At 39.8% G+C, this 25,368-nt stretch carries 25 protein-coding genes, 1 other RNA gene and 2 pseudogenes; 8 read left to right on the top strand and 20 right to left on the bottom strand.

The window, feature by feature from the left end; translation table 11 throughout:
- Positions 1-32: 32 nt before the first annotated feature.
- Positions 33-1,097 carry a Clp1/GlmU family protein gene (locus ACMFNG_RS03495; RefSeq protein ID WP_011011224.1) on the bottom strand — a complete coding sequence of 355 codons (1,065 nt, stop codon included), beginning with the start codon at positions 1,095-1,097 and terminating at the stop codon, positions 33-35.
- A gap of 49 nt (positions 1,098-1,146) precedes the next feature.
- Here ACMFNG_RS03495 and priL point away from each other — a divergent pair, with 49 nt between their 5' ends.
- From priL to ACMFNG_RS03480, 3 genes are read left to right on the top strand one after another with little or no spacing between them, the layout of a single operon-like run.
- Complete coding sequence (priL, locus tag ACMFNG_RS03490) at positions 1,147-2,337, top strand: DNA primase large subunit PriL (RefSeq protein WP_014835470.1); 1,191 nt, start codon at positions 1,147-1,149, stop codon at positions 2,335-2,337.
- Complete coding sequence (gene priS / locus ACMFNG_RS03485; RefSeq protein WP_011011222.1) at positions 2,288-3,331, top strand: DNA primase catalytic subunit PriS; 1,044 nt, start codon at positions 2,288-2,290, stop codon at positions 3,329-3,331. The genes priL and priS overlap by 50 nt, the downstream gene beginning before the upstream one ends.
- Positions 3,324-4,169 (top strand): DMT family transporter, encoded by an 846-nt coding sequence (locus tag ACMFNG_RS03480; protein WP_011011221.1) that lies wholly within the window; start codon positions 3,324-3,326, stop codon positions 4,167-4,169. The genes priS and ACMFNG_RS03480 overlap by 8 nt, the downstream gene beginning before the upstream one ends.
- Here ACMFNG_RS03480 and rnpB read toward each other — a convergent pair.
- The 11 genes and pseudogenes from rnpB to ACMFNG_RS03425 form a co-directional block, all read right to left on the bottom strand.
- Positions 4,170-4,493, bottom strand: an RNA gene (rnpB, locus tag ACMFNG_RS03475) — RNase P RNA component.
- 5 nt (positions 4,494-4,498) lie between these two features.
- On the bottom strand, positions 4,499-5,068 hold the full coding sequence (locus ACMFNG_RS03470) for an aldolase (RefSeq protein WP_011011220.1): 570 nt from the start codon (positions 5,066-5,068) through the stop codon (positions 4,499-4,501).
- Positions 5,055-5,642, bottom strand: coding sequence for a hypothetical protein (locus ACMFNG_RS03465; protein WP_011011219.1), 588 nt, complete (start codon positions 5,640-5,642; stop codon positions 5,055-5,057). Before ACMFNG_RS03465 ends, ACMFNG_RS03470 begins: the two co-directional genes overlap by 14 nt.
- A gap of 32 nt (positions 5,643-5,674) precedes the next feature.
- Positions 5,675-6,796, bottom strand: a complete 1,122-nt coding sequence (locus tag ACMFNG_RS03460) for a tripartite tricarboxylate transporter permease (protein WP_011011218.1) — start codon at positions 6,794-6,796, stop codon at positions 5,675-5,677.
- Positions 6,775-7,929 carry a hypothetical protein gene (locus tag ACMFNG_RS03455; protein ID WP_011011217.1) on the bottom strand — a complete coding sequence of 385 codons (1,155 nt, stop codon included), beginning with the start codon at positions 7,927-7,929 and terminating at the stop codon, positions 6,775-6,777. Before ACMFNG_RS03455 ends, ACMFNG_RS03460 begins: the two co-directional genes overlap by 22 nt.
- Positions 7,930-7,968: 39 nt before the next feature.
- Positions 7,969-8,289 (bottom strand): annotated as a pseudogene (locus ACMFNG_RS03450) (RAD55 family ATPase); the annotation flags it as partial.
- A 17-nt stretch (positions 8,290-8,306) separates the two neighbouring features.
- Positions 8,307-9,008, bottom strand: coding sequence for an IS6-like element ISPfu2 family transposase (locus ACMFNG_RS03445; RefSeq protein WP_011011181.1), 702 nt, complete (start codon positions 9,006-9,008; stop codon positions 8,307-8,309).
- Positions 9,009-9,074: 66 nt separating this feature from the next.
- Positions 9,075-9,524: pseudogene (locus tag ACMFNG_RS03440) on the bottom strand (RAD55 family ATPase); the annotation flags it as partial.
- Positions 9,525-9,533: 9 nt separating this feature from the next.
- Positions 9,534-10,280 (bottom strand): ATPase domain-containing protein, encoded by a 747-nt coding sequence (locus ACMFNG_RS03435; RefSeq protein WP_011011214.1) that lies wholly within the window; start codon positions 10,278-10,280, stop codon positions 9,534-9,536.
- Between the two features lie 131 nt (positions 10,281-10,411).
- The gene (locus ACMFNG_RS03430; RefSeq protein WP_014835472.1) at positions 10,412-11,326 is read right to left on the bottom strand and encodes an SPASM domain-containing protein; all 915 of its coding nucleotides are present in this window, start codon (positions 11,324-11,326) and stop codon (positions 10,412-10,414) included.
- A gap of 93 nt (positions 11,327-11,419) precedes the next feature.
- Entirely contained in the window at positions 11,420-11,857 is a 438-nt protein-coding gene (locus ACMFNG_RS03425; protein ID WP_011011212.1) for a molybdenum cofactor biosynthesis protein MoaE, read from the bottom strand.
- Positions 11,858-11,911: 54 nt separating this feature from the next.
- Between ACMFNG_RS03425 and ACMFNG_RS03420 the strand changes: the two genes are divergently transcribed.
- A complete protein-coding gene (locus ACMFNG_RS03420; RefSeq protein WP_011011211.1) occupies positions 11,912-12,862 on the top strand; it encodes a tetratricopeptide repeat protein in 951 nt (316 codons plus the stop codon).
- A complete protein-coding gene (locus ACMFNG_RS03415; RefSeq protein ID WP_011011210.1) occupies positions 12,859-13,632 on the top strand; it encodes an NAD+ synthase in 774 nt (257 codons plus the stop codon). The genes ACMFNG_RS03420 and ACMFNG_RS03415 overlap by 4 nt, the downstream gene beginning before the upstream one ends.
- Here the strand turns inward: ACMFNG_RS03415 and ACMFNG_RS03410 are convergent.
- The 3 genes from ACMFNG_RS03410 to surR are packed head-to-tail and all read right to left on the bottom strand — an operon-like array spanning position 13,616 to position 15,670.
- Positions 13,616-14,797 (bottom strand): NAD(P)/FAD-dependent oxidoreductase, encoded by a 1,182-nt coding sequence (locus ACMFNG_RS03410; RefSeq protein WP_011011209.1) that lies wholly within the window; start codon positions 14,795-14,797, stop codon positions 13,616-13,618. The genes ACMFNG_RS03415 and ACMFNG_RS03410 overlap by 17 nt on opposite strands.
- Positions 14,794-14,985, bottom strand: a complete 192-nt coding sequence (locus tag ACMFNG_RS03405; RefSeq protein ID WP_014835473.1) for a DUF362 domain-containing protein — start codon at positions 14,983-14,985, stop codon at positions 14,794-14,796. Before ACMFNG_RS03405 ends, ACMFNG_RS03410 begins: the two co-directional genes overlap by 4 nt.
- The gene (gene surR / locus ACMFNG_RS03400; protein ID WP_014835474.1) at positions 14,972-15,670 is read right to left on the bottom strand and encodes a sulfur metabolism transcriptional regulator SurR; all 699 of its coding nucleotides are present in this window, start codon (positions 15,668-15,670) and stop codon (positions 14,972-14,974) included. The genes ACMFNG_RS03405 and surR overlap by 14 nt, the downstream gene beginning before the upstream one ends.
- Before the next feature lie 132 nt (positions 15,671-15,802).
- Between surR and pdo the strand changes: the two genes are divergently transcribed.
- From pdo to ACMFNG_RS03385, 3 genes are all read left to right on the top strand, one after another.
- Entirely contained in the window at positions 15,803-16,483 is a 681-nt protein-coding gene (gene pdo / locus ACMFNG_RS03395) for a protein disulfide oxidoreductase (RefSeq protein WP_011011206.1), read from the top strand.
- Positions 16,484-16,577: 94 nt separating this feature from the next.
- Complete coding sequence (locus ACMFNG_RS03390; RefSeq protein ID WP_011011205.1) at positions 16,578-19,136, top strand: replication factor C small subunit; 2,559 nt, start codon at positions 16,578-16,580, stop codon at positions 19,134-19,136.
- Positions 19,137-19,142: 6 nt separating this feature from the next.
- The gene (locus ACMFNG_RS03385; protein ID WP_011011204.1) at positions 19,143-20,582 is read left to right on the top strand and encodes a replication factor C large subunit; all 1,440 of its coding nucleotides are present in this window, start codon (positions 19,143-19,145) and stop codon (positions 20,580-20,582) included.
- On the opposite strand, the gene ACMFNG_RS03380 is transcribed toward ACMFNG_RS03385, so the two are convergent.
- The 5 genes from ACMFNG_RS03380 to ACMFNG_RS03360 are packed head-to-tail and all read right to left on the bottom strand — an operon-like array spanning position 20,583 to position 25,362.
- Positions 20,583-21,404 (bottom strand): DUF835 domain-containing protein, encoded by an 822-nt coding sequence (locus tag ACMFNG_RS03380; RefSeq protein WP_011011203.1) that lies wholly within the window; start codon positions 21,402-21,404, stop codon positions 20,583-20,585.
- 47 nt (positions 21,405-21,451) lie between these two features.
- Positions 21,452-22,375, bottom strand: coding sequence for a GTP 3',8-cyclase MoaA (moaA, locus tag ACMFNG_RS03375; RefSeq protein ID WP_011011202.1), 924 nt, complete (start codon positions 22,373-22,375; stop codon positions 21,452-21,454).
- Positions 22,376-22,433: 58 nt separating this feature from the next.
- Positions 22,434-23,435, bottom strand: a complete 1,002-nt coding sequence (taw22, locus tag ACMFNG_RS03370) for a tRNA (guanine(37)-N1)/4-demethylwyosine(37)-methyltransferase Taw22 (protein WP_011011201.1) — start codon at positions 23,433-23,435, stop codon at positions 22,434-22,436.
- Between the two features lie 4 nt (positions 23,436-23,439).
- Positions 23,440-24,945 carry a metallophosphoesterase family protein gene (locus ACMFNG_RS03365; protein WP_011011200.1) on the bottom strand — a complete coding sequence of 502 codons (1,506 nt, stop codon included), beginning with the start codon at positions 24,943-24,945 and terminating at the stop codon, positions 23,440-23,442.
- Positions 24,946-24,951: 6 nt separating this feature from the next.
- Positions 24,952-25,362, bottom strand: coding sequence for a CBS domain-containing protein (locus ACMFNG_RS03360; protein ID WP_014835475.1), 411 nt, complete (start codon positions 25,360-25,362; stop codon positions 24,952-24,954).
- Between the last annotated feature and the right edge of the window lie 6 nt (positions 25,363-25,368).

Genomic DNA, 25,368 nt, shown 5'->3' with positions numbered 1-25,368 from the left:
ATTTTACTTTACAGGTTTCATAAACCTTTTTGTTAAAGTGCTTCCCTATCCAGTATTCCCAACTCTTCACCATCTTCCCTTACCCTAATCCTACCAAACCTTATTTCCCTGACATTCTCAATTTCAGAGACTGGAGTCAAGATATCTATCCTTTTTTCCCCAAAGTTTATGCCTTTAATAATTCCTACTCCTAGGCATAAGCCCTCCTCGTTTAGTAAACCTACAAGGAGATTGCTAAGCTTTTCAAAGTCAAAGTACCTAACAACATTTTTGTCCACTACCCTAGGCACTTCCGCAACATCTGCTTTAACCACAAAATACTTATCCCCTATCCTTCTTCCATGAAGAATTACCCATTTAAAGAGCCTTTCCAAAAGGGATTTTTCCTCTTCTCTTATATCACTCCCCTGAAATAATGATGTTCCCGTAACAACAACATTCTCCAGAGAAAAACTAACGATTTTTGCATTTTCAAAATACTTTCTCCATTTTTCTTGCCTAATTTGCCTTCTTTCACTTCTAGAATAACTCCTAGCATTTTCACTAACCTTTAGTTTTATCGTTTTGTCCTCAAATCCTGAAACAATGGGATTTAGCTCTTCTTTCTTCTCTAAGGCAAGTATTAAATCTGGTTTAACGGCCTCTATCTTCAATCTCTTCAATTCCACTCCTGAGCCATATATCATCCCAGTTGTATCTATTAGCACATAATCAGCAAATTTTTTCCCAATCTCACTCAAGCGCATAGTTCCAACAATCATCTCTCCAAAAAACTGGGAAGGAGTTATAGAACCTACAAAATAGTGAATTAAGGGTTTCAACTCACTTAGAGAGGAAAATTTCATGTCAGCGAGAGCTAAGCTTATTGTGGCTGGGGGAAGAATGCCTTTCTGACCAACATCAGCATCGACTATTGCAACTTTAAATCCTCTCGATATAAGCTCATTTGCCAAATAGACAATGAGTGTCGTCTTCCCAGTATCGACATCTCCGATTACCATAATTTTTGAAGGCCTTTTGAGGGAAAGTATCCTCTTTGTAGCATATTCCCTATCCTCTGGGACGTCATAAGTTAAAGATGCTTTGTTAACTTCCATTCTCCCACCTCCATTAAAGTTATATCGGGGTTCATTTATTTTATCAAACATGCTAGACCCATTTAGTGAGAAGGCCAAAGAACTACTAAAAGAATTCGGATCAATGAATGAATTCCTTCAAGCTATCCCCTCTCTTGTGGATATAGAGGAAGTCATGAATAGGTTAAAATTTGCAAAAGAATCCGAAATCTCCGAAGATATTCTGAATATAGAGGATATACGAGATTTAGCAAGCTTTTATGCCCAAATAGGAGCATTAGCTTACTCCCCATATGGACTGGAATTGGAACTAGTAAAGAAGGCTAATTTGAGAATATATACAGAGAGAATCCGCAGAAGAAGGAAAATAAGGAGCGATGAAATTGGAATTGAAGTAAAAATAGCAGTTGAATTCCCAGAAAACGACATAAAAACACTTGAAAAAGTCTATGGTGGCCTTCCAGAATACATAGTTTCCCTAAGGGAGTTTTTAGATCTAGTTCCAGATGAAAAACTCTCCTCTTATTACGTCTATGATGGGAATGTGTATTTAAGGAAGGATGACCTCTTAAAAGTGTGGAGCAAAGCTTTTGAGAGAAACGTTGAAAAGGCCGTGAATATAATTTACGAAATAAGGGACGAGCTTCCAGAGTTTTATAGAAGACTTGCAGGAGAGATAAGATCTTTTGCCGAGAAAGAATTTTCAGATAAGTTTAGAGAGGTTCAAGCAGGAGAACTAAAACACCATCTATTCCCTCCCTGTGTTAAAAATGCTCTCAGAGGAGTTCCACAGGGAATGAGGAACTATGCAATAACGGTATTGCTCACGAGCTTTCTAAGCTATGCAAGGATATGTCCAAATCCTCCCAGGAGAAATGTAAAAATTAGGGACTGCATTAAAGATATGAGGGTAATAACCGAGGAAATACTTCCCATAATAATAGAGGCCGGGAACAGATGCTCACCTCCACTATTCGAAGATCAACCAAACGAAATAAAGAATATATGGTACCACTTGGGCTTTGGATACACTGCAAATCCTACCCTTGAAGACAGCGGGAACTCAACATGGTACTTTCCCCCTAACTGTGATAAGATAAAGGCAAATGCTCCACAGCTTTGCACTCCTGACAAGCACTGCAGATACATTAGAAATCCCCTAACATATTATCTAAGGCGTCTTTACTTAGAAGAGAAGAGGAGGGCCAAGCATGCTGATGAGGGAAGTGACAAAGGAGGAAAGGAGCGAATTCTACAGTAAAGAATGGAGTGCAAAGAAAATACCAAAGTTCATAGTGGACACTCTAGAAAGTAGAGAATTCGGCTTCGATCATAACGGGGAAGGTCCAAGTGACAGGAAAAATCAATATTCTGACATAAGAGATTTAGAGGACTACATTAGAGCCACATCCCCCTACGCAGTATATTCAAGTGTGGCATTTTATGAAAACCCCAGGGAGATGGAAGGGTGGAGAGGAGCTGAGTTAGTTTTTGACATTGATGCCAAGGATCTCCCCCTAAAGAGGTGCAACCACGAACCTGGGACAGTGTGTCCAATATGCCTTGAAGATGCAAAAGAGCTAGCTAAAGATACTCTAATAATTCTCAGGGAAGAACTCGGCTTTGAAAATATCCATGTAGTCTACTCCGGAAGAGGATATCACATAAGAATCCTAGATGAATGGGCCCTCCAATTGGACTCCAAAAGTAGAGAAAGAATTCTTGCCTTTATTTCAGCTAGTGAAATTGAGAACGTTGAAGAATTTAGAAGATTTCTACTGGAGAAGAGAGGATGGTTTGTGTTAAAGCATGGCTACCCGAGAGTATTTAGGTTGAGACTGGGATACTTTATTCTAAGGGTTAACGTACCTCACTTGCTAAGCATTGGAATAAGAAGAAATATTGCAAAGAAAATTCTAGATCACAAAGAAGAAATATACGAGGGATTTGTAAGGAAGGCAATATTGGCATCTTTTCCAGAAGGCGTGGGAATTGAAAGCATGGCTAAGCTCTTTGCCCTATCAACTAGATTTTCAAAGGCCTATTTTGATGGTAGGGTTACAGTTGATATAAAGAGAATCCTAAGGTTGCCCTCAACACTCCATTCCAAAGTGGGCCTTATAGCAACTTATGTTGGAACCAAGGAGAGAGAGGTCATGAAGTTTAATCCATTTAGACATGCAGTGCCAAAGTTCAGGAAAAAAGAAGTGCGCGAAGCTTATAAACTGTGGAGAGAGTCCTTGGAATATGAATAAAGGAAAGATAAAAATAGTTATTGCAATGCTTATATGGGGAAGTGTAGGAGTATTTGCAAGGTTTTCAGGATTATCTGGCCTTGGCGTTGCTTTTGCTAGAGTTTCTCTAGGCTCTATCTTCCTGCTAATAATATTGGGGGCTAAAAGGAGAATAAGAGAAGCCTTGGATTGTATAGCAAGAAATCCTCTCCCATATATAGGGATTGGGAGTGCTCTTGCGCTTAACTGGATATTCTTTTTTACAGGATTGGAGTATACAACAATAGCAAACGTTGTTCTCGTTTACTATACTTCCCCCATAATAGCCACACTACTTTCCTGGAAGTTTCTAAAGGAGAAAGTAAAGAAGTCAAGGATGTTTGCAATATCTTTAGCATTCCTGGGACTTGGAATTATAATTAGCGGCCAAGAGATAAGTATTAACAACAGAGACTTCATTGGAATCATGTTTGCATTAATTGCAGCGTTCTTCTATGCCTTGATTCCTAACCTCGGAAGATTTTTGAAGAAAGTAAAGGGAGAAATCCTGACCTTTCTCCAACTTTTAGTTGCTTCATTCCTAATGCTTCCAATAATAAGTGTTGTAGATGTTGGAAAGCCCGTGTGGTGGTCAATTGGCGTCTTAGTAACTGTACATACAGTTCTTGCGTTATTCCTCTATATGGATGGGCTTAAAGAAGTAAGTGTGAGTGAGGCAGCATTGCTAAGTTATTTAGACCCAATAAGTGCCGTTATATACGGGATTATCATATTTGGAGAAGTTCCAAGTATCTACACAATCATAGGTGGAGGATTAATTTTAATAGCAACAGCCCTAGATGCACTCAAAAAAGGGTAGGCGAGGGGGCTATAGCCCGCCTTCTGTACTACGGGAGCATTCGACTAAGCGGCCTACCACGGGCCTCACACCGGGAACTCATCGGCCCTAACTCGGCCTTGCACCCCGCGGGACGGCCGTTTCACCGCTCCCCTCGGGATTGTCTGCGGGTTAACTCGGCTCCCGTCACCGGGAGCCTTCACCGCTTTCATCCACATCCCCCGAGGGACGTGTCGTTTCTGTGCCGTTGCCCGGCCTCTCGGCCGGTGCCTTACGGCACCGCGGCCCCGGTGCGGTGGGCGGAACTTCCTCGGGCACGAGCCCGACAGCCCCCAGCCCCCTCGCCTATTTTAGTTTTTCTCTCTGGAGGCTATAAACTTTTGGTACCAGAGTCTAGCCACTTCCTCAACGAGTTCAGCCTTATAAAAGGCCTCTCTAAGGCTTCTTCCAACTGTAACAACCCCATGTCTTTCAAGTACAACTGCATCATAACCCTTCATAGCTTCAGAGACTTGTTGAGCCAATTCAACACTCCCTGCAGGTCTAAATGGAAGCACGGGGACTTTCTTAAGATATAACTCAGCCTCAGGGGTTATCATAGGAGCCTCCCTCTCAAAAATAGAGAGGACTATGGAGTAAGGAGGATGAAGATGAACTACTGCCCTAACTTCGGGCCTATTCCTATAAACTCCCAAGTGAAGGCGGTATTCGGAGGAGGGTCTTACAGAAGAAACCACTTTCCCATCCAATTTTACAACAGCAATCTGACTTTCGGTAAGCTCTTCCATCACGCTTCCAGTCCCCTTTATGAACACGTAGTTCCCAACTCTAATGCTCATGTTTCCTCCAAATGAACCAGTTAAGCCTTTTCTATGTGCAAGCTTTGAATAATGTATAAGCTTCGCCTTAATGTTCCTCATCAACGACCACCTCTATTCCACACTCGGTACACAAAGCTTTTCCTTGCTTCCACCTAAGATGACCCCCACACACTGGACAAACGTCTAGCTTTCCACTCTCTTTCCACAGTTCATAAACTTCTCTATCAATTTTGAGAACAACTTTGTCTTTTCCCTGCTTAAAATCACCAAGAACTGGGTAGCTTCTAAGCTCAAAGGTCTTTCCATCAATTATAACTGGCTCTATTCCTAAGTTTTCCTCATACTCTAACTCATTTGAGGGAAGGATTTCGACGACATAACATTCGATCTCCTTGTCATAATAAGCTATGAGTTCAAGGGCATCGCTCAGCTCTCCACTAGACGAGAGAAAGTCAACGACAATCATGTTCTCCCTGGGAATTAGAAGGGCAATCACAAACCTATTTCTAAATACAGCAAGACCACTTCCCGTACACACTCTTTCAAAACCCAAGTTTTCTAGGAGAGAGGCCACATCATCTCCAGTTGGCAGGCCCTTTTTCTCAACTATCATTTTCCACAATCGTCTTGCAAGTGAAAAAGCTCCCATTATAGGTTCATAAACGTCTGGCATTTCTTCTCACCATTAATAGGAATGACAAGAGGCTAAATAACACTTTCCACAAGGATGGGAAACATAAGAACTCCCATGTAAGTTACCCTCCTAACCTTCCAAAGAGGAGCCACAAACCCAAGAAACATAGCTGAAATCATTACTAAAACTCCCAAAATACCATCGTATAAAAATCCCAGAAGAAACAGAAAAACAATTATTCCCAGGATAGTAGGCCTATACTGCCTAAAGGCGACTTTTCCAATAATTATCGCCAACCTGGGAGCAAAAATTAAGAGTAGCATAGATGCCGAAAGACCTAAAAGGTAGAGAAATGGCAATTCTTGAATCGAGACATTTCCAATGGCTACCATTACTCCATTTCTCGTCTTTCCAGTAAGTGCTAAGTTTGCAAGAGAAAAAGAGTATGCCGCCGTGTTAGTTGAATAAACTATTGTCAAAAACTCCCTATCATCTTTTGTAAACTTCGAGCCTAGGAGTGAAGCTTGACCGGCAGTTAGAGTGGGTAAAAGAGATGCCAAAGCTCCGAAAAAAGTGCCAAAAATAGAGAACTTTACTAACCTCCAGGAAGGAATGCGAAGAGGGGCATCGTAAACCTTAACACTTTTTGGAGGATGCAAGTAAGAGTCAACCAGCAAAGGAAGGGCAAATAACCCAGTAAAAAGAGGATAAAAGGGATCTGAAATCGGAAGAGAAAATACCTCATATCCTAAAAATCCAGCCAGCAAAAATATAACTAGGGCTCCTAGTTTGTTCCCCTGGGAAAGAATTAGAAAAAGAGACAAGAAAACTACAAAAATAATCCCAATCTTAAAACTGTACTTGGGGGCGACTAAAAAATACGCGGGAAGAGTTGCAATTGAGAAAATAAGGGCCAATGTGCTAGCAAAAAGAGAAAGCTTTACAACTTCTCCAAATTTTCCTTCAAGAACTAATCTATGAGAAGGTAAAAGAGAAGGAACGCTATCATCGGCATCAGGAACTCCAAAGAGAGCTGAAGGAATAGAGTCCAGAAAAGTATGAACTAAACCCATTACAAAGAGAGTAGGGATAGGTAAGCTAAGTCTACTAAGAGAATTTACGTGAAGCCCTGGCGTTAGGCCAGTTAAAGTTCCAAAACCAACTCCAGCGATTAACTGCAGTAATTCACGCATACATCCTCCTCTCCATACACTATTAACATGGGCTTGTCATAATAGGTAGAGAAGACTCCATAGGCTGTAATATAGTCCCCTTCTCTAACTTTAACACCCTCTGGAAGCTTCACAGAAACTTTACATCTATTGAACTCTACTAATATCTTATTTTTGCTTACCTTAACGACCTTCCCAGCAACTTTTCCAACCTTCCCTATTTGGGGAGTGCATATCGAATTTTCCATGTCCTCTCTTGCTGTCAAATTACATTCAAGGCAGAGATAACTTCCAAATCTCTTCAGAGCTTTGAAGTGAACTAAGTCCCCAACTCTTCCCTTCACTCCAAAAACTTTCTTGTCAAGACATTCAAGCTCTAAATACTCGAGAAAGACACGTGAAACTCTACAGCTTCCTACAATTATTTCTCCAACTTTTGCCCCCTCTATATTTGTAGTTTCCTTTGCGAAATCCACAACACTAAAGTTTCTAGCATAAACTGAGATATAGTCTCCAGAAACTTTAGTTATACCAACGATCTTAACAACTTGCCCAGGAGTTAAAGTCTGATTGTCGGGAAGATACGCCCTGACACTTTTGTTCATCCATAGAATTCCTCCTGGATTACCCCCATATAGCACAACTCCAGTGAATTCAAAGGGATAACCGTCTTTTGGGTAAGATAAGAAACCAAGAGATTTGTATTCAACTGGGACTAGCTTAGTTCCAAAGAAAACCCCCTTAACTTCTACAATCTCTCCAATTGAAACATTTTCGAGCTCAAATTTTAACTTAACCTTTTTAGGAGTCAAGATATAAGGATAGTAATCAACCCAATAAGCCCCCGTAACTCGAACTAAACTAAGTTCTTCTCCTTCTGTTTTTTCAATTATTCTCGGCTTAATAGCTTCCCCTCTATAGACTCCAACAATTTTATATGCCTTACCAACTTCCAACCCAGAGAGCACGGGAACAGAAAACTTGCCGTCAGTTATTATGCTAAAGTCATCAGAAGAATACACACATATTCCCTCAAACTCTACTAAATCTCCTTCTTCAGCTTCAATAATATCTTTCGGAGGGGGATTAGAAAGAGAAATAGCCAAACTCAAAAATACAAAAAACATTAGTAAGTAAACAACATCTTGTCGCATGCTATTAATTAGAACTTTAAACTTAAATATTTTACTCCATTATTTAATTAATTTTATCCCTGAGGAAGTTATACTGTACTCCACCCAATCAAGCTTGTGAGCCGTTCTCCTCATACCATATACACGGAGATACCTCTTCAGAGTCTTTCCTTCTTCCATAAGTTTAAGCTCAATAATTCCATCTACTATAGCCTTGACCATCATTTCAACTTGAGGCTCTTCTATGCCCGAATTCATTTCTAAAATCCAAACTTGCTTGTTTCTGTGTGCAAATTCTCTCAGCTCTTCTAAAAACTTATAAATTTCTTTTCGTGATGTTTCAAAGAATATTGGTGTCATAGAGGATATAAATCCAACGACATTTTCTGCTGATACTGTCAGGATAACTGGGGCATCACCTCTTGAAGCCACTCAGTCACATCACCAGGCGGACAACCAAACCGAGAATGAAACCTAACAAAATTATACCAGAACGCAAACAGAAAAACAAACCTGTGAACCCTCCTCCAGTCTCTAGCCCTGAAATTATTCCAGAAACGCTTTGTTCTTTCTTTTAAAGTCCTGAACCAGCGTTCAATACAGTTCCTCGGCCCGAAGGTTACGTGAACAAAATCCAGTCCAAGGGATTTAAAAGCAGACTTGTACCACTTCCCACCATCAACCAGAAAAACAGGCTGTCCTTTGCAGGATTTCAAAACAACCAGAATGAAGTCTCTAGCAATCCACCAGTTTCTGGTTGTTGTAATCCAGACTGCGAGAACTTCCCTGCTCTCAACGTCAAGTGCAGCCCAGAGAAATCTCTTCTCCCCGTTGATTTTTACGACAGTCTCATCAACTGCGATAAAATTCCTCTGTTTTCTTACTGCGAGGAGTGTTGGCTGGTAAACTGCTTCTGCTAGTTTTTGAACTGCCTCCCAGACTGTTGTGTGGCTGATTTTGAGGATTTTTCCGACTTGTCTGTAGCTGAGGCCTCGCAGGTATAGTTCTACTGCTCTGATTTTCTTTTCTGGTGGGATTTTGTTGCGGCGAAAAGGTTTTAAGACTGAAATCAGTGAGTATAGAATGCTCTCAGCCTTCATTTCTCTCCCTTCTTTTTCTGAAAAATTATCAGAAACTTAAACCTAACGCCCTACCGCTTATCCTAACAGTATCTTTTCTGCTTTTGTTGTAGAGAGTATTCTTAAAGTTGTGTCCTTAATAGCATCTAACAACCTTGTAGTATCACTTATATCTGTAATGACGGATTCATCAAAGGAGAACTTCGGAGCTTTTCTAAGCCTCTGTGTATAAGCATCAAGCAAGACAATTTTATCATCAAGATAAGGCATAAACTCCCAGCCAAAGTCTAAAGCATTGCTTACAAACTCATATTTAGAGATGTCAATTAGTACACCTATAACATAATTTCCATTTCTTACTTGAGTACTAGTAAACTGAGAGATAAAAATGCTTTTTCCAGCTTTGGGATCCCCAATAAGAAGAACTACACTACCCCTTGGAATACCTCCACTTATTAGATCATCAATAATCCCTGTAGGAATTCTTTCTACCCTAACCTCTATATTCTCAACATTCTCAACTTCATTCACGACCATTAATATCACCTAATAAATTTCCCCACTTGGATACACGACAATTCCATTTGGTCCTATTTCAAAGGGATACTTCTTCATTGAGTGTCTGGTACCACGCATTTTTCTTATCAAGATGTACCTCTTCAACTCAATATTCCTTTCTTGTAAATCTAATATCACTACTCCTCTAGCTATGAACTCCTCTATTCCATACCTGCTAATTCTCCCATGCTGAGGATCAGGCGCCTCAGTAGTTAAAATCGTTGTAACTCCCATCTCAAGTAAAATTGTGTTTAACTTTAGCAAGACTTCTCTTATTCTATTTTCTTCTTCAAGTCTCATAGCTATTGATGGTATAGAATCAATGACCAACCTCTTAGCATTAATAGCCTTGACAACCCTATAAACGTATCTTAGAAAGTTTTCAACATTAAATCTATCTTCTAAAACGAATTTTTCTTCACTTGGAATTCCAGCAATAGAGCTGACTCCATCTATTATTGCGATTTTACCTTCCTTTTCATACTTCTCAAAATCCCAACCAAAGGCGGCCATCTCCCTTCTCAAATCCTTAGCTCTCTCTTCCAATGTTACAAATACTCCTGGTTCTCCGTATTCTTCAGCTCCTTTATAGATAAATTGAGCTGCAAATGTAGTTTTTCCTGTTCCAGTTCCGCCAGTTAGCAGAACTGTAGTACCCTCAGGGAAACCTCCCTCAATTAATTCATCAAATCCAGGAATTCCACTTTTAACTCTTCTAATTGGTTGAAGTGGCATGAGCCTCACCTCGATGACTTTGGCTCAACTAATACTTCTTTGGAGAAAATAATATAAATCTTTTGTTTCTTTTCGTGCCTAGGCTGTCAAAATTACAAAATTTACAAAGCCCCACTAAAAAATTGGAGAATTTAGAGAGAACAATACTCAGTTCCAAAAATTTCCCCAGTAGCAGAGTACTCTAAAGCTCTGCAGTCATGACAAATATATCGGAAGGTACACGACTTACACTGTGGAATTTTGTCCTTAGTTAATTTCCACCATGTTTTCTTTAGTCTCTGCTTTCTTAGTATTGCCTTTAAGGATTCCTTAGTAATGTCACCAACTATGAACTTTCTTAACAGGGGACAGGGTGTTACAAACCCTTCTGGGCTAACCGCCACTAGTCCTGCCATACAAGGATGATAAGTTATTGAGGCTGGATTAACGATTCTTCTGATTTCAAATAGATTTCCATTAGATAAATACCTTGCAGATGGAGGGTATACTATATCAACCCATATTTCTCCGCTGAAGTTTATATCTAGGTTCTTTATTTCATTGTACTGAGAATAGGGAACAATTAACAAAAGAACATCCACATCGGGAATTTGGTGGTTTAACTCTTCCAATGTAACTTCAAGAATAACCTTAAATTTTCTTTCCTGGGGAATACTATGATAATCTTCACTCATCACAGTTAGATAAGTTGTCAATCCGAGATTTGCTGAATATTCAGCTAGCTCAATTCCCTCTTCGATAGAATCATAGTTCGTTATAAATACCTCCCCTTCAGGAGTCAACTTATAAAACTCTTTGAGTATTTCCTTGAATTTTTCAATTCCTATCTTTTCCCTGTAGAGAATAAATTCATTGTTTCCAATACATCCGATGCTTCTTGTTATACCCTTACTCTCGGAAAACTTGCCTTTTCCTTTTCCTATGGCCAAGATAATTCTCTCCAATTGTCCTGCATGTGGGATAAGTACCCATGGTGGTTTTCCTATTGTTGTTATACCTTTACTCTCTATAATAGACATCGAAGTCAGAACTTTACTCTCTGCCACAGGACTCACCAAAAATTTAAGGTTAGAAAGAGATATATTAACTTTTTCTATACGGATTTTGCATACCACTAAAGATAGTATGCAAAAAATGTTCTACTGAGCTGGAATATGTTTGTCTCCCTCTATCCAAAATTCTCCCTTAGTGGTAATTTCTCTTTTCCATACGGGCACCCTCTTCTTAACTTCATCTACAATCCAGGAACAAGCTTCAAATGCCTCCTTCCTATGCTTCGCTGAAACCACAACCAAAATTGTATTCTCAGAGATATCCAACTCTCCAGCCCTATGCCATATAACTGCATCAAATATTGGAAACTTTTCAAGAGCCTCCCTTCTAATTTTCCCCATTTCTTTTTCAGCCATTTCCTCGTATGCTTCGTAAATAAGCTTAAGAACCTCCCTTCCAGCATTTTCGTTTCTCACTTTCCCTAAAAATGTAACTATCGCTCCCACAGAGGGATTTGAAACAAGTGATACTGCCTCATCTAAATTAAAATCCTCAGGCTTTTTTACTAGTCGAACTTTCTTCATATCATCCACCAGTTAAGCTATTAAAGTGGAAAATTAATAAGTTTAGGGGTTTACATGACAAGTGAAGATATTATTAATGCACTCAAAGCAGGCAATATTGAAAAAGCTAAGGAATTATTAACCAAAGAGATTGATAGATTAACAGATGAGGAACTAAGAGAAGTTTTGGAAGTAGCCGAAGAAGTGGCAAAAGAAAAAAGGGATTTAGAACTCTATAAACTCGTAGTATACTATTATGCAGAGTTTTTTGGAATAAGTAAACTCCATGAATTTGAAGAATTTGCGAGAAAATTTGAGACAAAAGGCCTACTTCATGTGGCCGACCTGTATTCCCTTCTCGGTTATCCAGAAAAAGCATTAGAAATTTATGAGGGAGTACTCGCAGAAGAAAAAAGGCCCGAAATAGTCGGAGAAGTATATTACAGCATAGCCGCAATTTATGAGGAACTACAAGAATACGAAAAGGCAATCGAGTTTATAAGAAAAGCCATTGAGGAGTTCAAGGCAGCAAATGCAAAAAGAAAAGAACTACAAGCCAGAGTCTACGAAGGTTACTTACTCTACGAATCAGGAGATAAAGTAAAAGCAAAAGAAATACTCGCAAAATTATTGGCAGAAGTTGAAGATAAAGAGCTAATAGCGCAAATTCACTTAGCCTTTGAAGAGATGTTTGAAGATGAGGAAAATTACGAAGCAGCATTTCATGAATGTCTATATGCAATGATAAACTCCAAAGACTCGGATTTCTTTGAAATAGCATTCGATGGTCTAGTAGACTTAATCTGGCAAGCAATAATCGACGACTCTTTTGAGGAAATATACAATAGCATGCCAATGTTTAAGGTAGCATTCCCAGAGCTTTCAGATTTCTTTGAAGGAGTAAGGCTAATAGCCCTTTATAAAGATGGAAAAGCTGGAAGAGAAGATGTCAGTGCAATTCTAGATAGAATAAAAGACGAGAGATTGTTATCAATACTCGAATTTTTGGGAGAGGCAGAGCTATGAGAAGACTAAATTTTGAAAAGGTAGTAACTAGGTTAGTAGAATTCATCAAAGAAAATGCCAAGCAAGGGGTGGTTATCGGAATCAGTGGGGGAGTTGACAGTGCAACAGTAGCGTATCTAGCAACAAAGGCTCTAGGAAAAGACAAAATTCTTGGCCTAATAATGCCCTACTATGAAAACAAGGATGTTGAAGATGCAAAATTGGTGGCAGAAAATCTTGGAATACGATACAAAATAATTAACATAAAACCAATAGTTGACACTATTCAGTCCTCCCTGGATGTAGCTCTCGACAGGAAAAGCCTGGGAAATATAATGGCAAGGGTAAGAATGGTGCTTCTTTACTCTTACGCAAACTCTCTAGGAAGACTTGTTCTTGGAACTAGCAACAGAAGCGAGTTTCTCACAGGATATTTCACAAAGTGGGGAGATGGAGCTAGTGACTATGCTCCTCTAATAAACATATACAAAACAGAAGTGTGGGAGGTTGCAAGGATTATAGGTGTACCACAGAGCATAGTGGAGAAAAAACCAAGTGCAGGACTGTGGGAAGGACAGACTGATGAAGATGAACTAGGAATTTCATATAAGCTCCTAGATGAGTTACTATGGAGACTTGTAGATCTCAAAATGAGCAAAGAAGAGATTGCAAATGAACTAAATGTGTCAGAAGAAATAGTAGAACACGTTGAAAAATTAGTGAAAAACAGCGAGCATAAGAGGAGACTCCCCATTGGACCGAAAGTTGATGATCTCATAATAGAGCCTTGAGTATTTCTAACCTTCTTTTGCTCATTAACACTTTTGGATGCTTCATGAGAGCTTTTACTACCTCGAAATAATTTCCACCAGCTAGTTTTTCTAAGTCAGTCCCTCCAAGTAATTGAACGAAAACATCTATGTCCTCATCTGTTAGTTTTTCCATTGCCCTTCTAAGCTTCAGTAGTCTCTCCATCTTGGGCCCTTCAACTTCCCACCACTCTTTGGTATAGTTCTTCAGTAGTTCTAGATTCTCCTCCTCCAGTGCCTTAACTATCCACTTTGCCAAAATGTTAGCAGCTTTCATTGCTTCATACATTCCTCCTCCATGGACTGGATTTACTTGCCTGGCGGCATCTCCAACTACAGCCACGTTTTCTTTAACTAACTCTCTTACAAAGCCACCCACTGGAACAAGGCCAACGTTTATCTCCAATATTTTCTTCGTGGGAATGTTGTTTTCTTTAAGCCACTTGTCCAGATAGTACTTGGCAGTTTTCTCATTGTCGGAGTTTATTCCAATTCCGACGTTTGCCCTATCTTCATCTTTTGGAAATACCCAAACATATCCTCTAGGAGCAATTTCATTTCCAAACCACAAATGAATTAAGTCTGGGTCGTATCCTTCGATTATCATTTCGTATTCATACGCTGAATCAAATTCATGGGGAGGAGCATAGGTATTTATCCCCGCAAGCCTTGCAACTGTGCTTTCAACTCCATCAGCCGCTACTATTATCTTAGCCTCAATTTCGACTAACTCGCCTTCATGTTTTGCCTTAACCCCCATAATCTTACCTTCCTTTCTTAGGAGATCGATAACTTCGGTCCTTGCCCAAACATCAGCTCCAGCCTTTGCAGCATAATAGGCGAGCATTTTATCAAAGACTTTTCTCTCAAGTATAACTCCACTTACCTTGTCATACCTAAGCTCGGCCGTATATCCACTAGGAGAGTAAATCCTCGCCCCATAAATCTCTCTGTTTATGAACCTTTTATCATATGGAATGTCAAATTCCTTGAAAACGTTAACATTTATTCCCTCTGCACACTGTTTTGGAGTTCCAATTGCAGGTTTTTTATCCACAAGAAGAACTGAAAAACCAGCTTTTGCAACGTCTCTTGCCACAATGGGACCGGCAACTCCTGAGCCAACAACCACTACATCGTACTTCATTGTGCCACCTCCTCATAACTGAGAGCTCCCACAGGACAAGCCTTTATGCATATCATACAAGAAATGCACTTATCTTCAAAGAACTGCCATGATGATGAGACCCTTATTGCCAATGCCGGACAAACTCCTGCACATCCCCCACATAGATAGCACTTGTCTTCGTTTACAAGAACCTTAATCTTCTTCATTTCCCTCCCCTCTGAGTATTTGATCTTCATCAAGAACAACAGTGTTGTCATTTATTATCTTTACTGGAACAAAGCGAGCCATCTCAGATATTTTCTCTCTAACTTCACGCTCCTTTAAGTTTAATCTATCACTTAACTCTTCTACAGTTGCCCTTCCATTGAGAAGGAGATAATGAAGTATTGCCAATTGCGTCATGTCCCCGATCTCCTTTAAGTATGCCTCCTTTATTTTCCTCATGAGAGAACTTCTATAACTCTCAATAGTCTTAAATGCTTCCAGAACTTTTTCAAGCTCTTTATTTGCTTTGATAAAGTCAGTAATCATTTCTTTTAATGTTGAAGGTTCAGTATCTAGGCCAGAAAGACTAATTTCAAAATCTCTAAGCTCAGCATCTCCCAGATCTAGTCCTTTATACCAAAACATTTCTGGAGTTAATGTGAAAACATAAGATTTCGCTATTGAAATTTTATAGTACTTTTTTGTAGGCCCAATAAAGCGTTCTTCTTTTTCGTAGGACTGAAGAACACCTTCTCTTTCCATTATCTTAAGATGCTTTGCCACAGCAGTTGATGACACTGAAACTTTGCTACTTAAAAGGCTAAAGTAGCATTCCATACAAGTTAGGTGAGATAACAAATCCCGCCTTACTTTGTTCCCCAATATGTAAAACAAGTCTGGTTCCATATTCATCACCTACCCATATCTGTGGCGCAAAGTTTATATATTGTGCATTCAACCTAAGGTTGACAACCTAGATTTGAACCAACTCTAGGTTGGAGAATTAAAGTTATAAACATTTAGATAGGGGTGAGGAAAATGGGATTGATTAGTGACGCTGACAAGAAGGTAATTAAGGAAGAGTTCTTTTCAAAAATGGTCAATCCAGTTAAGCTAATCGTTTTTGTGAGAAAGGACCACTGTCAATACTGTGACCAGCTAAAACAACTAGTTCAAGAGCTTTCTGAGCTAACAGACAAGCTCAGTTATGAAATTGTTGACTTCGACACACCAGAAGGCAAAGAGCTAGCCAAGAGGTATAGAATAGACAGAGCTCCAGCAACAACAATAACCCAAGATGGAAAGGACTTTGGAGTAAGGTACTTTGGATTACCGGCAGGTCATGAGTTCGCAGCATTCTTAGAGGACATTGTGGATGTTAGTAGAGAAGAAACAAACCTTATGGACGAGACAAAACAGGCCATCAGAAACATAGACCAGGATGTAAGAATATTGGTGTTTGTAACTCCAACATGCCCATACTGTCCACTTGCCGTTAGAATGGCTCACAAGTTTGCCATTGAAAACACAAAAGCTGGGAAAGGTAAGATACTTGGGGATATGGTCGAGGCCATTGAGTATCCAGAGTGGGCTGACCAGTACAATGTAATGGCAGTACCAAAAATTGTTATTCAGGTCAACGGAGAAGACAGAGTAGAATTTGAAGGAGCTTATCCAGAGAAAATGTTCTTAGAGAAGTTACTCTCAGCTCTCAGCTGATCTACTGTTTTTCCTTCTTTTCTTCTGTTCTGTTATTGCCTAGGATAAGCTTAATAATACTTTGATACCTTTCTTAGTTTAGGTGTGTGAGAGTATGAGCGAAGAGATTAGAGAAGTTAAGGTTCTAGAAAAACCCTGGGTTGAGAAGTATAGACCTCAAAGACTTGACGACATTGTAGGACAAGAGCACATAGTGAAAAGGCTCAAGCACTACGTCAAAACTGGATCAATGCCCCACCTACTCTTCGCAGGCCCCCCTGGTGTCGGAAAGTGTCTTACTGGAGATACCAAAGTTATAGCTAATGGCCAACTCTTTGAACTTGGAGAACTTGTTGAAAAGCTTTCTGGGGGGAGATTTGGACCAACTCCAGTTAAAGGGCTCAAAGTTCTTGGAATAGATGAGGATGGAAAGCTTAGAGAGTTTGAAGTCCAATACGTCTACAAAGATAGAACTGATAGGTTGATAAAGATAAAAACTCAGCTTGGCAGGGAGCTTAAAGTAACTCCGTATCACCCACTTCTAGTGAATAGAGAGAATGGCGAAATAAAGTGGATTAAGGCTGAAGAACTCAAACCTGGCGACAAGCTTGCAATACCGAGCTTTCTCCCACTTATAACTGGAGAAAATCCCCTTGCAGAGTGGCTTGGTTACTTTATGGGAAGTGGCTATGCTTATCCAAGTAATTCTGTCATCACGTTCACTAACGAAGATCCACTCATAAGACAACGCTTTATGGAACTAACAGAGAAACTTTTCCCTGATGCAAAGATAAGGGAAAGAATTCACGCTGATGGAACTCCAGAAGTTTATGTGGTATCTAGGAAAGCTTGGAGCCTTGTAAACTCTATTAGCTTAACATTAATACCCAGGGAGGGGTGGAAAGGAATTCGTTCTTTCCTTAGGGCATATTCCGACTGCAATGGTCGGATTGAAAGTGATGCAATAGTTTTATCAACCGATAACAATGATATGGCCCAGCAGATAGCCTATGCTTTAGCCAGCTTTGGAATAATAGCTAAAATGGATGGAGAAGATGTTATTATCTCAGGCTCGGACAACATAGAGAGGTTCCTAAATGAGATTGGCTTTAGCACCCAAAGCAAACTTAAAGAAGCCCAGAAGCTCATTAGAAAAACCAATGTAAGATCCGATGGACTAAAGATTAACTATGAGCTAATCTCCTATGTAAAAGACAGGCTTAGGTTAAATGTCAATGATAAAAGAAATTTGAGCTACAGAAATGCAAAGGAGCTTTCTTGGGAACTCATGAAAGAAATTTATTATCGCCTTGAGGAACTGGAGAGACTAAAGAAGGTCTTATCAGAACCCATCTTGATCGACTGGAATGAAGTAGCAAAGAAGAGTGATGAAGTAATAGAAAAAGCTAAAATTAGAGCAGAGAAGCTCCTAGAATACATAAAAGGAGAGAGAAAGCCAAGTTTCAAGGAGTACATTGAGATAGCAAAAGTCCTTGGAATTAACGTTGAACGTACCATCGAAGCTATGAAGATCTTTGCAAAGAGATACTCAAGCTATGCCGAGATTGGAAGAAAACTTGGAACTTGGAATTTCAATGTAAAAACAATTCTTGAGAGCGACACAGTGGATAACGTTGAAATCCTTGAAAAGATAAGGAAAATTGAGCTTGAGCTCATAGAGGAAATTCTTTCGGATGGAAAGCTCAAAGAAGGTATAGCATATCTCATTTTCCTCTTCCAGAATGAGCTTTACTGGGACGAGATAACTGAAGTAAAAGAGCTTAGGGGAGACTTTATAATCTATGATCTTCATGTTCCTGGCTACCACAACTTTATTGCTGGGAACATGCCAACAGTAGTCCATAACACTACAGCGGCTTTGGCCCTTGCAAGAGAGCTTTTCGGCGAAAACTGGAGGCATAACTTCCTCGAGTTGAATGCTTCAGATGAAAGAGGTATAAACGTAATTAGAGAGAAAGTTAAGGAGTTTGCGAGAACAAAGCCTATAGGAGGAGCAAGCTTCAAGATAATTTTCCTTGATGAGGCCGACGCTTTAACTCAAGATGCCCAACAAGCCTTAAGAAGAACCATGGAAATGTTCTCGAGTAACGTTCGCTTTATCTTGAGCTGTAACTACTCCTCCAAGATAATTGAACCCATACAGTCTAGATGTGCAATATTCCGCTTCAGACCTCTCCGCGATGAGGATATAGCGAAGAGACTAAGGTACATTGCCGAAAATGAGGGCTTAGAGCTAACTGAAGAAGGTCTCCAAGCAATACTTTACATAGCAGAAGGAGATATGAGAAGAGCAATAAACATTCTGCAAGCTGCAGCAGCTCTAGACAAGAAGATCACCGACGAAAACGTATTCATGGTAGCGAGTAGAGCTAGACCTGAAGATATAAGAGAGATGATGCTTCTTGCTCTCAAAGGCAACTTCTTGAAGGCCAGAGAAAAGCTTAGGGAGATACTTCTCAAGCAAGGACTTAGTGGAGAAGATGTACTAGTTCAGATGCACAAAGAAGTCTTCAACCTGCCAATAGAGGAGCCAAAGAAGGTTCTGCTTGCTGATAAGATAGGAGAGTATAACTTCAGACTCGTTGAAGGGGCTAATGAAATAATTCAGCTTGAAGCACTCTTAGCACAGTTCACCCTAATTGGGAAGAAGTGATGAAGTATGCCAGAGCTTCCCTGGGTAGAAAAATACAGGCCAAAAAAGTTAAGTGAAATTGTAAACCAAGAAGAGGCTATAGAGAAAGTTAGAGCGTGGATAGAGAGCTGGTTGCATGGCCACCCCCCTAAGAAAAAAGCCCTATTATTAGCAGGACCCCCAGGGAGCGGAAAGACAACCACAGTCTACGCTCTAGCAAATGAGTACAACTTTGAAGTCATTGAGCTCAACGCGAGTGATGAGAGAACTTATGAAAAAATCTCCAGGTATGTTCAAGCAGCATACACTATGGATATCCTCGGAAAGAGGAGGAAGATAATCTTCCTCGATGAAGCAGATAATATAGAGCCCAGCGGAGCTAAGGAAATCGCAAAACTAATTGATAAGGCCAAAAATCCAATAATAATGGCTGCAAATAAGTACTGGGAAGTTCCAAAAGAGATCCGAGAAAAAGCTGAGCTAGTAGAGTACAAGAGGTTAACCCAGAGAGATGTAATGAATGCCTTAATAAGGATCCTAAAGAGGGAAGGTATAACAGTTCCAAAAGAAATCCTCCTAGAAATAGCAAAAAGATCTAGTGGAGATCTAAGAGCAGCTATAAATGATCTACAGACCGTTGTAGTGGGTGGTTACGAAGATGCTACGCAAGTTTTGGCATATAGAGATGTAGAAAAGACAGTCTTTCAAGCCCTAGGACTCGTCTTTGGAAGTGACAACGCCAAGAGGGCAAAGATGGCAATGTGGAACTTGGACATGTCCCCTGATGAATTCCTGCTATGGGTAGATGAGAACATTCCTCACCTCTACCTAAATCCAGAGGAGATTGCCCAGGCGTATGATGCAATTAGTAGAGCCGACATATACCTCGGAAGGGCCGCCAGAACTGGAAACTATTCACTCTGGAAGTACGCAATAGATATGATGACTGCAGGAGTTGCCGTGGCAGGGAGAAAGAGAAGGGGATTTGTCAAGTTTTATCCTCCCAACACCCTAAAGATTTTAGCGGAAAGCAAAGAAGAAAGAGAGATCAGAGAGTCAATAATTAAAAAGATAATACGAGAGATGCACATGAGTAGGCTACAGGCAATAGAAACGATGAAAATAATTAGAGAGATTTTCGAGAACAATCTAGACCTTGCTGCGCACTTTACAGTGTTCCTTGGTCTGTCTGAAAAAGAAGTTGAGTTTCTAGCTGGAAAGGAAAAAGCTGGTACCATTTGGGGCAAAGCCTTAGCATTAAGAAGGAAACTTAAGGAGCTTGGAATAAGAGAGGAGGAGAAGCCTAAAGTTGAAATTGAAGAAGAGGAAGAAGAGGAAGAAAAGACCGAAGAAGAAAAAGAGGAAATAGAAGAAAAACCCGAAGAAGAGAAAGAAGAGGAGAAGAAAGAAAAGGAAAAGCCAAAGAAAGGCAAACAAGCAACTCTCTTTGACTTTCTTAAAAAGTGATTACCCTTTTTCTTCTATTAGAGCTCCGAATAAAGTTGGCCCTCTAATTTTTTCTATTGTCTCCTCCACATTAATCTTTACGAATTCCCTCTCCAATACTGCCATCTGATGATCTTCGAGAGTCTTTGGATCTACGTGAAGAATTAAGTGCCCTTCTTTAACCACGGCTATATCCTTAAGCGTTAGGAGGAATTTTGCGACCGATTTGAATTCTTCATAGAGCATGATGTATTCAATTCCATCAACATAGATTACTCCTCCACTATTTTCATCTAAGAACGTTTTAGCCCGTTCAATTATTACGTGAAGAGCCGTTGGGCTTACTGAATTCGGCCCTTCTACCCTACTTAACCAGATATATTCAGTGTATGCAACATCTGGCCATTCATCGGGGGGAATTCTTGTGATTATCAGCTTAGGAACTTCCTTAAGAGCTCTCAACAGTTCAAGAGCTGAGTTTCTATTTAAAATCAAGATATTGTGTGGAATTGGAAGTTTTAAAGCCCTTTTTTCTTCCTTGGGCTTTTCTTCACTTTTCTTCTCTCTTAATTTGCTGAGAACATTGATAACAGAAGATACAATTATAAGATAGCCCAAAATTACAGAGATAGCAGTAATAGCCCATGCACTCTCATTAATAACTGTCAACAGGGCACCAATACCACCCAAGATACCAAAGAAAACGAAGGAAATTGCAAGCGTTAGAGCAAGCTTTTTTGTAGGTCCTTTGTGAAGGTTATATTCCATAATAGCCCTGAGGATACCCAACATGCCAAGGATAATTAAAATCAAACCCGCCAAAATATTTGCAAGTTTTTCCATTTTTTCACCTTATAATAACTTTGTTAAACTTCCCTAAAAGCATTTCTTCAGTTAATCCAATAGGGCTTCCTAAGTTGCACAGCTCTCTTAAATATCTTGACAAGTTCATCATCAGTAGCTCCTCTCCTTATGGGGCCCAATATATCAATCAAGTCATCTTTCCTCAGCAGGCAGGTCTTTAGGTAACCATCTGCCGTTAGTCTCAACCTAGTGCAGTTCATGCAAAAGGTTGTGTTGTGCATTGATCGAACGACTTCAACTTCAACCATCTTTCCATCAACTGGTAAAAAGTATTTTCTCCTTCTATGCATCTTTCTCTCCCGAATTTCCACTGCAATCTTTTCGAACTTTTCCTCCAATGGCTTTAAAGGGTAAAAGAAATCCTTAAAGAACTGAGAATTCTCCATTTCCCTGGGAACTTCTATTTCGATAAGCTGAAGTATTGCATTAACTTCCCCAGCAAATCTAATCATGTCCCAAATTTCATCATCGTTTATTCCCCTCATAACTACCATATTTAGCTTTACTGGATAGAAAAGGTTTGTGGCCCTCCTAATTCCCTTCAAAACCTGATCTAAAACATCGTAGCCAGTTATCATTTTATACTTTTTCCTGTCCAATGTATCGAGGCTAATGTTAACCCTATCAAGGCCAGCCTCTTTTAATTTTTCAGCGCTTGCATAGAGTGTTGTCCCATTAGTTGTCATGGAAAGGTCAACAACATAAGGCCTTATCCTTTGTATAATTTCATAGATGTCAGGTCTAACAGTCGGCTCTCCTCCCGTTAGCTTAACATTTCTAATCCCAAGTCTAGAAGCTATCCTCACGATTCTTTCAATTTCTTCTGGGGTCATTGTTCTTTCTCCGTCTTGTTGGCCTTCCCTATGGCAATAGAAGCAGTTCAAATTACATTCCTTTGTTAAGGAGATTCTAAGGTTCGTTACTGGCCTGCCAAACTTATCAATTAGCATCCACTGTAACCTCCAATATTTTAATGCAAAAAGTAAATAAAAGACTTTTACGTAAACATTATTGTTTAATCTCTATGTCCGCACAAACCTTGTATATATGGGGCTTATAATCAGAAACTTTCTTCACTTTAACGTTGCAGTCTTTTCCAAGCTCTCTACACATCTCAACGATTCTCCTTTTGAAGACCTCAATTTCTCCTTCATGAACAAAGTCATAGTAGTGTAAAAATTTCTCAGCCTTTGATAAAGTTATTTCCAAAGCGTCAACACCTTTGGGAGTGGGACTTATCACCCTATCAAAGGTCCCCAACTTGGGAAGAACTTCAAAGACATCTCCATGAATTAACTTAATCTTGCCCTTCAGTCTGTTCTTGTTAAGCTCTATGTTTTCCATTCCCAGGGAAACCGCATAAGGATTAAGCTCTACGGCTGTTATCTCAACATTTCTGAACTTTGCAATTACGAGAGGATAAGGCAAAACCCCCGCAAAAGGGACTAATATCTTTTCCCCATCTTTGACAAGTTTGGCTATCCTGTACCTCTCTCCTTTCATCCTGGGATTAAAGAAAACTTTTGAAAGATCAACCTTAATTAGAACGCCATTTTCCTTATGAATGGTTACAAGCCGATTCTCTCCCCAAACTACTTCCAAATTTCTAACTCTAAACTCCCCCTCATGAAAACCTCTCCTTGCAATCACCTTAACTTCAGGGTAAAGCGTTTTGATAGCCTTTGCAACTTCCTCCACTCTTGGTAGAACTTCATCTGGGAGAGTAATAATGGCGATATCCCCAACTATGTCGAGCCTCCCAATCTTCGATGCCAAGTCCTTTGGAAGTAAATCCTCCAAGTTTTTGTAAATTTGTCTATCTGGCCTTAGAGGGGCTTCCAAATTTACAACCTCAAATCCAAGGCTCTCCGCTTTATCCTTGTCAAGGATTGGAAAGTATACGTATTTCTCATCTCTTAGAGGTCTTCTTTTTCCATCAAATATTCCCAGGACTTTGAGTTGTTCTAATACCCTCTTTGCATCTTTCTTAGGAACTTTCACTGCAGGCATTTTCTCACCATGGAACTTCGCCCTTTATCTTCCAAATCCCCAAGAGCTTTCTGCTTCCCCAAGTGGCCTGTATCTCAAAGACTGCAATCATATCCTCATATATATCCACAATGTTGAAGCTGTTACCGAAGGGATTCCTATGTAACTCCCAGCTTACGCTTCCAGCGTTCACTAGGGGGGTGCTTTCCACTTTTACTGCATGAGAGTTCCCTCCGTGTCCAGTCAACACTAACTCAGTATTTGCATCTGTTATAATTTTAAGTACATTACCCGCATCTTCTAAATAACCAATCTCCTTGGCCCTTGGAATTGGAACTAGATTGTGATGCAAAACGACAACTCTAAACTTTTCCGAGTATTCTTCTAGCAGATTTGCCAGCATCTTTTGCCCTATCCTTCCCACTACCCCGATAGGAGTCTCATACTGGGCCGAAATCAATGGAATGAACACAAAGTCATTAAGCTCAATGATCTCTGGTTCGCCAAAGTATTCTCTAAAGAGTTCAGGCCCTAAATAGGTGTAGTCATTGTGCCCAGGGATAACAAGCTTTTCTGATTTTATACTCTCATAGTAATCTATTGCCATGTCAAAGAATCTTTCTATTCCTTTTTCTACAACATCTCCACAGTGGATGACCAAATCAGGCTTATATTTCTCGTTTATTGCTTTTACAACATTTTCAATTACATTTTTCCTAAAATACTTTCTATCAGAAACATTGCTCTCACTTAAATGGACTATCCTAAAGATTCTCCTCCCCCTGGGAACAAATATCTTTGGTCTTATTGGCACATGCTCTTTCCCTTTTTCTTCACCAGTAACCCTTCTTATCACGACTTTAACTCCTTTTTCGGAAATCTTGACTATATTATAGCTGTTTACATCACCTTTTCTAGTCTTCCTGCATGAAGTGCAACCAGCATTAGCCACTACCAAATCTTCAACCCTGTAAACGTTGGGAACGTGCTTGTGTCCACACATGTAAAGGGTAACATCATGGCTTAAGAGGAGATCTAAAACATCACCAGCGTTGTATAGCACATTCCTCTCCCTTCCAGTATCAGGGAGAGGAACTAAATGATGATGGGCTACCGCAATCTTTATCTTCTTATTGCTGTACTCTTCGAGCTTTTCTTTTAGCCATCTAAACTTGTAACCTCCAATTCGTCCATCGCTAAGGTCAGGGATTGTAGAATCAACCCAAATTATTACTCCATCCTTAAATTCATACACTCCAAAAAGAGGTCCAATATATCTTTCAAACAATTCATATCCAACATTTCTTGCATCATGATTCCCAGGAGCAACAATCAAAGGCTTCTCGATCTTTTTTAAAAGGTAGCTAGCGTGTTCATATTCCTCTCTAAGTCCATTGTTTGTAACGTCTCCAGTATGGATTACTAAATCAAAAGGCCTAGTGTTAATTTCGTTTACTATCAAATCGAAGGCATACGCTTTAAAAGCCACCTCATTTGTTATGTGAGTGTCACTTATGTGAGCTATCAACATTTGGAATCACTCCGTTGAAATTGCAGTTTCGAGCTTTCTTCTACTCGCTTCAAGTAGATCGCTCAAAGTAAATATTCCAACTATTTTTCCCTCTTCCTCTATTAAGATGTGCTTAATCCTATGCCTTGCCATTTTTCTAAGAACTTCTCCCAGGGGGGTGTTAGAATTAACCGTTATTAGCTCTTTCGTCATTATATCTTTTACTGGAGTATCATAGGGCAACCCTGGGACAACAACTCTTCTCAAAATATCACTCTTTGTGAAAAATCCTATCACATTTCCTTTTTCATCAATGACAACCAGCGAACCGATCTCAAATTCCATCATTAGCTTAGATGCTTCTTGCACCGTGGTGTCTGGTGTAACTCCAATGAGTTTCTTCGTCATGTAAACCTTTATAGGTGCCTTCACATCCACATAACT

Source organism: Pyrococcus woesei (assembly GCF_050496105.1).
GTDB lineage: Archaea > Methanobacteriota_B > Thermococci > Thermococcales > Thermococcaceae > Pyrococcus > Pyrococcus furiosus.
This window is presented reverse-complemented; position numbering and strand designations above follow the sequence as displayed.

Coding starts and splice junctions, on each gene's coding strand:
- ACMFNG_RS03415 (WP_011011210.1), top strand. CDS start 12,859: ATGAGAAGACTAAATTTTGAAAAGGTAGTAACTAGGTTAGTAGAATTC.
- moaA (WP_011011202.1), bottom strand. CDS start 22,375: ATGCTAATTGATAAGTTTGGCAGGCCAGTAACGAACCTTAGAATCTCC.
- ACMFNG_RS03435 (WP_011011214.1), bottom strand. CDS start 10,280: ATGCCACTTCAACCAATTAGAAGAGTTAAAAGTGGAATTCCTGGATTT.
- ACMFNG_RS03455 (WP_011011217.1), bottom strand. CDS start 7,929: ATGCGACAAGATGTTGTTTACTTACTAATGTTTTTTGTATTTTTGAGT.
- ACMFNG_RS03380 (WP_011011203.1), bottom strand. CDS start 21,404: ATGGAAAAACTTGCAAATATTTTGGCGGGTTTGATTTTAATTATCCTT.
- ACMFNG_RS03425 (WP_011011212.1), bottom strand. CDS start 11,857: ATGAAGAAAGTTCGACTAGTAAAAAAGCCTGAGGATTTTAATTTAGAT.
- ACMFNG_RS03460 (WP_011011218.1), bottom strand. CDS start 6,796: ATGCGTGAATTACTGCAGTTAATCGCTGGAGTTGGTTTTGGAACTTTA.
- ACMFNG_RS03405 (WP_014835473.1), bottom strand. CDS start 14,985: ATGAAGAAGATTAAGGTTCTTGTAAACGAAGACAAGTGCTATCTATGT.
- ACMFNG_RS03465 (WP_011011219.1), bottom strand. CDS start 5,642: ATGCCAGACGTTTATGAACCTATAATGGGAGCTTTTTCACTTGCAAGA.
- ACMFNG_RS03495 (WP_011011224.1), bottom strand. CDS start 1,097: ATGGAAGTTAACAAAGCATCTTTAACTTATGACGTCCCAGAGGATAGG.
- ACMFNG_RS03385 (WP_011011204.1), top strand. CDS start 19,143: ATGCCAGAGCTTCCCTGGGTAGAAAAATACAGGCCAAAAAAGTTAAGT.
- ACMFNG_RS03445 (WP_011011181.1), bottom strand. CDS start 9,008: ATGAAGGCTGAGAGCATTCTATACTCACTGATTTCAGTCTTAAAACCT.
- pdo (WP_011011206.1), top strand. CDS start 15,803: ATGGGATTGATTAGTGACGCTGACAAGAAGGTAATTAAGGAAGAGTTC.
- ACMFNG_RS03390 (WP_011011205.1), top strand. CDS start 16,578: ATGAGCGAAGAGATTAGAGAAGTTAAGGTTCTAGAAAAACCCTGGGTT.
- ACMFNG_RS03410 (WP_011011209.1), bottom strand. CDS start 14,797: ATGAAGTACGATGTAGTGGTTGTTGGCTCAGGAGTTGCCGGTCCCATT.
- ACMFNG_RS03470 (WP_011011220.1), bottom strand. CDS start 5,068: ATGAGGAACATTAAGGCGAAGCTTATACATTATTCAAAGCTTGCACAT.
- ACMFNG_RS03480 (WP_011011221.1), top strand. CDS start 3,324: ATGAATAAAGGAAAGATAAAAATAGTTATTGCAATGCTTATATGGGGA.
- ACMFNG_RS03365 (WP_011011200.1), bottom strand. CDS start 24,945: ATGTTGATAGCTCACATAAGTGACACTCACATAACAAATGAGGTGGCT.
- priL (WP_014835470.1), top strand. CDS start 1,147: ATGCTAGACCCATTTAGTGAGAAGGCCAAAGAACTACTAAAAGAATTC.
- taw22 (WP_011011201.1), bottom strand. CDS start 23,435: ATGCCTGCAGTGAAAGTTCCTAAGAAAGATGCAAAGAGGGTATTAGAA.
- surR (WP_014835474.1), bottom strand. CDS start 15,670: ATGGAACCAGACTTGTTTTACATATTGGGGAACAAAGTAAGGCGGGAT.
- priS (WP_011011222.1), top strand. CDS start 2,288: ATGCTGATGAGGGAAGTGACAAAGGAGGAAAGGAGCGAATTCTACAGT.
- ACMFNG_RS03420 (WP_011011211.1), top strand. CDS start 11,912: ATGACAAGTGAAGATATTATTAATGCACTCAAAGCAGGCAATATTGAA.